This is a genomic window from Nonomuraea zeae, from assembly GCF_005889725.1.
In the GTDB taxonomy this organism is placed as follows: Bacteria; Actinomycetota; Actinomycetes; order Streptosporangiales; family Streptosporangiaceae; genus Nonomuraea; species Nonomuraea zeae.
The window spans coordinates 1-5,192 of record NZ_VCKX01000496.1 but is presented as its reverse complement, the minus strand read 5'-3'; the positions used below and the strand labels follow the sequence as shown (position 1 = coordinate 5,192).

Below are 5,192 nucleotides of genomic sequence, written 5' to 3'. Positions count from 1 at the left end.
GCGTTGCGGTGGCGGGCCTTGGCGGGTGGGGGCCGGCGCGTGGCAGGACCGTGCAGGGGTACGGCGTCGCGAAGCCGTACCCCCGGCTCTCAAGCGCTAGAGCGTGCCGCCGAAACCGACCGGCCGGGACTCGTCCTCGCCGATCTCGACGAACCCGAGCGAGGCCACCGGCACCACCACGCGCCGGCCCTTCGCGTCGGTGATGGCGAAGACGCCGCCGCGATCGGCCGCCAGTGCGTTTCTGATCTCCTCTTCGACCTGCTCAGCGCTCAGGTCGGTCTCGACAACGAGTTCGCGGTGTACGGAGCGTACGCCGATCTTGACTTCCATCGTGGCTCCCTAGTCGACGGGGCTAGCTCAATCCCATCGTGGCCGCTCGTACCCAGGAAAGGGTGAATGATCGCGCCGAGCGAACGGGTTATGCCGTACGCGGAAAACCGCTGATGCCGCGCCAGGCGAGACGCGCCATGAGCTGCTCGGCCGCGTCTTTGGGGATCGAGCCCTGCGTGGTCACCCAGTAGCGGGCGCTCACCTCCGCCATGCCCACCAACCCGACGCCCAGCAGATGCGCCTCGTCGCTGGTGCAGCCGGTGTCCTCCTGGATGACCGCCGAGACCATCTCGGCGCACTCGCGCAGTGAACGCTCCACCCGCTGCCGCACCGGCGCGACGTTACGCAGGTCGGACTCGAAGACGAGACGGAACGCCTCACCCTGTGTGGAGACGAAGTCGAAGAATGCGCTGAACGTGGCCTGCACGCGGAGTTTGTTCTCGTTCGTGGAGGCCAGTGCTTCCCTGCAGCGGTTGACCATGTCGTCGACGTGCAGGTCGAGCAGCGCCAGATAGAGCTCGAGCTTGCCGGGGAAGTGCTGGTAGAGCACCGGCTTGCTGACCCCGGCCCGATCGGCGATCTCGTCCATGGCGGCCGCGTGATAGCCGTTCTCCACGAACACTTCCTGCGCGGCGCTCAACAGCTGCCGGCGGCGGGCGAGTCGGGGCAGCCGGGTGCCCCGGGGCTTGGCATCCGGGGTTGCGGTCACGCGGGTCTCCATAGGTCTCTCAGCGGGCTGTCCGGACATCCTACGTGCGAGTAGGCGACGCCACACCGACAGTCATCCGCGACGTCCCGGCCTCCCCGTCGGCCGTCCGCCCGGTCGGCTGCGCGGTCGTCGGCCCGGCCGCCCGCCCGGTCGCCCGTACGGTCGTCCTTGCGGTCGCCTGTGTGGCTGTCGTCATCACGCCAATACAGCGGTAGTCGTCATCGTCGAGAATTCAGCGGTAGTCGTCATCGTCGAGCTCCACGACGCGGTCCTGCTCGGCCGCGTCGGCGGGATCGACGTCGAGCGGCACCTCACGGCGTAGCCTGCCACCGCCCTGCCGAAGCTCGCGGTGCTGCTCGGCCGCGTCGGCCTCGGGCGTCTCGATCGAGAGCTCCTCCTCCTCTTCCTCGTCGTAGGTGCCGTCGTCCCCGCGCGTGTCCATTTCCGACATCTTTGGTCCCCCTCTTGGTGCGGCCGGATCCAGCCTACGCCCGGCCGAAAAGGTCACCGCGTTTCTCCACTCTGGCGAGTATGTCCTGCGCGGTGAACACCAGGTCCTCCGGCCGTTCGCAGCCCTCCACCTCCTTCCACAGCAGCGGCGTCGAAACCGTCGGCTGCTCCCTCGCCCGCAGGGAGTACGGCGCGATGGTGGTCTTGGCGGGGTTGTTCTGGCTCCAGTCGATGAAGACCTTGCCCGGCCTGGCCTTCTTCGCCATCACGCTGACGACGTCCTGCGGGTGCTCCTTCTCCAGGAGCTGGGCGAGCCGTTTGGCGTATGCGGAGGGCTCCTCCCGGCAGTCCCAGTCCGCGTAGAGCTGCATGCCCTTGTTGCCGCTCGTCTTGGGCCTGGCGGTGAGCCCCTCCGCCGACAGCACCTCGCGCAGCATGAGCGCCACCCGGCAGCACTCGACGATGTTCGCGGGCGCGCCGGGGTCGAGGTCGAACACCAGCGTGTCCGGCGGGAGCGCCTGCCCGTCCTCGTCGACCCGCCATTGGGGGACGTGGAGCTCAAGGGCGGCGAGGTTCGCGTAATAGACGAGCGTGGGCAGGTCGTCGACGATGGCGAAGTCGATGCTCTCGCGGTTCTTGGTGCTGCCGGGCACGGGCAGGTTCACCCGTCTGACCCAGCCAGGGGTGTGTTCCGGGGCGTTCTTCTCGAAGAAGAACTGGCCGGTGACGCCGTTCGGGTAGCGCTTGACCGTCAGGGGCCTGCCCTGGAGGTGCGGCAGGAGCACGGGCGCGACGCGGCTGTAGTAGTCGATGACCTCGGCCTTGGTGAAGCCGTAGTCGGGGTAGAGCACCTTGTCCAGGTTGCTCAGCGTCAGCTCGCGCCCGTCGACCTTGACCGGCACCTTCATCGGGTCACCTCCGAGGGGAGCTTGTCGGGTCGCAAACCCCGCCACACGGGGTGCCGCAGCCGCTGCTCGTCGGTCCACATCGTGTAGGCCACCTCCCCGACCAGATCCGGCCTAACCCATCGATTCCGCCACGGCACCTCATTACGGAACGGGCTGCGGGGGATCTCCAGCGGCCGCAGCATCCGGTAGATGTCGTCCAGCGCGGCATCGGTGAACCCGGTGCCGACGTGCCCCACGTACGTCAGCCCTGTGTCGGTGAACACCCCCATGATCAACGATCCGATCCCGCCCGCCCGCCGCCCCTTGCCCGGTTTCCAGCCGCCGATCACGACCTCCCTGGTGCTCAGGTTCTTCACCTTGACCCACCAGGGCGAGCGCGTGCCCGCCCGGTAGGGGGAGTCCATCCGCTTGGCGACCACGCCTTCCAGCCCCTGCTCGTGCGTGGCGGTGAGCAGGTCGGAGGCGCCGGGGAAGTACGGGGGCGCCCCGATGTCCAGCTCGTCGAGCAGGGCGCGGCGATCGCGGTACGACAGGTCGAACAGCGGCATGCCGTCGAGATAGAGCAGGTCGAAGGGGATGTACGTGACCGGGTAGAGCCGCAGCATCGCCGGCTCGGGATCGGTCAGGTGCATCCGGTGTTGCAGGCGTTCGAAACTGGGCCTGCCGCGCGGGTCGAGCGCCACGACCTCGCCGTCGATGATCGCGTTCTTCACCCCGAACCCTGAAATTTCGGGATATCGCCGGGTGTACTCCACTCCATGCCGTCCCGTCACCTTCAGCCCGCCGTCCAGATTGACGAGGGCGCGGATGCCGTCCCACTTGACCTCGAGGCCGTACTGGTCGCGATCGGAGGGTAGTTCCCCAGGTACAGCCAGCATTGGTTCGATCGGGTATGGCATTGGTTGCCCCATGACGGGTATGTGCCCATTGGCGAGCCGTTGAGAGCTGAGGAGTGCTCATGCGCAGCATCTGGAAGGGTGCGATCTCCTTTGGGCTGGTCACCATCCCGGTCAAGCTCTACTCGGCGACCGAGCAGAAGGACGTGTCGTTCCACCAGGTGCACCGCAAGGACGGCGGGCGGATCCGCTACAAGCGCGTGTGCACGCAGGACGGCGAAGAGGTCCCGTACGCGGACATCGCCAAGGGCTACGAGCTGGCCACGGGCGAGATCGTCGTGCTCACCGACGAGGATTTCGAGGACCTGCCCCTGAGCACGTCGCGCCGGATCGACGTCCTCCAGTTCACTCCGGCCGAACAGATCGATCCCATCTACTTCGCCAAGTCGTACTACCTGGAGCCCGACGCGCAGGGCGCGAAGCCGTACGTGCTGCTGCGCAACGCCCTGGAGAGCTCGGGCCAGGTGGCGGTGGTCAAGGTGGCGCTGCGGCAACGCGAGTCCCTGGCCACGCTGCGGGTGCGCGACGGCGTCTTCGTCCTGGAGACGATGCTCTGGCCCGACGAGATCCGGGCGCCCGACTTCGGTTTCCTGGAAGAGGACATCGAGGTACGCGCTCAGGAGCTCAAGATGGCCGAGTCCCTGATCACCACGATGGAGTCGGACTTCGACCCGAGCGAGTACCACGACACCTACCGCGAGGCGCTGCAGCAGGTGATCGAGGCGAAGGTGGCGGGCAAGGAGGTCATCGCGCCCTCCGAGGAGGAGGAAGCGCGACCGGCGGTGGACCTCATGGCCGCGCTGCGGGCGAGCGTCGAGGCCGCCAAGCGGGAGCGCGAGGGCGGGCCGGCCAAGCAGAAGAAGGCGGCGGGCGGCAAGTCCAAGAACGGGGTCAAGGCTGCGGACAAGGCCGACGAGAAGGCCGACGAGAAGGCCGACGAGAAGGCTCAGGAAAAGGCGCAGCCGAAGCGCAAGACCCGCAAGTCCGCCTGACCTCGCTCGCTCCCCGACGGGCGGCGCTCCCTGTCGCCGTGCTTCCGGTGGGGCTGGGCTTCCTGTAGCCGTGCTTTCGACGGGGCCGCGTTCCCTGTCGGGCCGCATCCGCCGTAGGGCCGCATCGCCCGTCGGTCCTCGTCATCAGATGGGCCTTGTCACTTGGCCGGCCTCGTTCTCCGACCGGCCTCGCCGTCGCCGCCCGAGGAACCCTCCTCTTCGGTTATTCGCATGGCCCGCGCACGGGCCTGGCACGGATCGTCCACGTGCACCTGACGCTTCGCGGATTGCCGACGATCGCGGGATGCCTCCTGGGCCGGAGACCGTCAGCCCCGCCCTTCTCGCCACCCCCGAGTTGTCGCGTCTGCGTCATGAGCGACCGCACGTCATTCCGCACCCGAGCCATATCCACCACGGGCTGATCGGCCGCGCGGTTGCACCCGCGGTTCCTCGTTCCGGCGATCATCGAATGGGACATATCGGGACAATTCATAATATTTCACGGAATGCACACTTAAGGCAAGCAATAACATCGTTAATGCACTGCAAAATGGGTTCATTCCTGTTTTGTTCGCCATAACCTCGGTAATGACACTTATCGGATGACTCTTCGACAGCGTCCACCTTGGCGGGGGTGGGTGCTCCAGCGAGCACCGCCGCCACCGCCGCTGCGGCTACAACCGACGCCGTCGCCACATTTTCATTCTCTCGCGGCATCTTCTAGTGAGGGCCCCGCCGGTCCGGTGGGGTCCTAACTGCGTTTCCGACCGCACTCCAGTGGCGGGCTTATATGTGATGGCGGGCCGGGTGATTGTCATGGGCGGGCCTGGTGTCGGGCAAAAACTGGCAATTCCGGTTTGTTGGTTTTTCGGCCGGATATATGCAGGATGCGGGGGATTGGAGACGA

The 5,192-nt window shown here is 66.9% G+C and carries 6 protein-coding genes; 1 reads left to right on the top strand and 5 read right to left on the bottom strand.

Annotated features, from left to right (window positions below; translation table 11 throughout):
- Window positions 1-96: 96 nt before the first annotated feature.
- The 5 genes from ETD85_RS59855 to ligD (ETD85_RS59835) all read right to left on the bottom strand — a co-directional run bounded on the left by ETD85_RS59855 (window position 97) and on the right by ligD (ETD85_RS59835) (window position 3,275).
- Complete coding sequence (locus ETD85_RS59855; protein WP_138698690.1) at window positions 97-330, bottom strand: DUF3107 domain-containing protein; 234 nt, start codon at window positions 328-330, stop codon at window positions 97-99.
- 88 nt (window positions 331-418) lie between these two features.
- Window positions 419-1,039 (bottom strand): TetR/AcrR family transcriptional regulator, encoded by a 621-nt coding sequence (locus ETD85_RS59850; RefSeq protein ID WP_170247455.1) that lies wholly within the window; start codon window positions 1,037-1,039, stop codon window positions 419-421.
- A 232-nt stretch (window positions 1,040-1,271) separates the two neighbouring features.
- Complete coding sequence (locus ETD85_RS59845; protein ID WP_138698688.1) at window positions 1,272-1,481, bottom strand: hypothetical protein; 210 nt, start codon at window positions 1,479-1,481, stop codon at window positions 1,272-1,274.
- A gap of 43 nt (window positions 1,482-1,524) precedes the next feature.
- Entirely contained in the window at window positions 1,525-2,397 is an 873-nt protein-coding gene (gene ligD / locus ETD85_RS59840) for a non-homologous end-joining DNA ligase (protein ID WP_138698687.1), read from the bottom strand.
- Entirely contained in the window at window positions 2,394-3,275 is an 882-nt protein-coding gene (gene ligD, locus ETD85_RS59835) for a non-homologous end-joining DNA ligase (RefSeq protein WP_206059593.1), read from the bottom strand. The genes ligD (ETD85_RS59840) and ligD (ETD85_RS59835) overlap by 4 nt, the downstream gene beginning before the upstream one ends.
- A gap of 80 nt (window positions 3,276-3,355) precedes the next feature.
- Between ligD (ETD85_RS59835) and ku the strand changes: the two genes are divergently transcribed.
- Window positions 3,356-4,285 carry a non-homologous end joining protein Ku gene (ku, locus tag ETD85_RS59830; RefSeq protein WP_138698685.1) on the top strand — a complete coding sequence of 310 codons (930 nt, stop codon included), beginning with the start codon at window positions 3,356-3,358 and terminating at the stop codon, window positions 4,283-4,285.
- Window positions 4,286-5,192 lie beyond the last annotated feature (907 nt).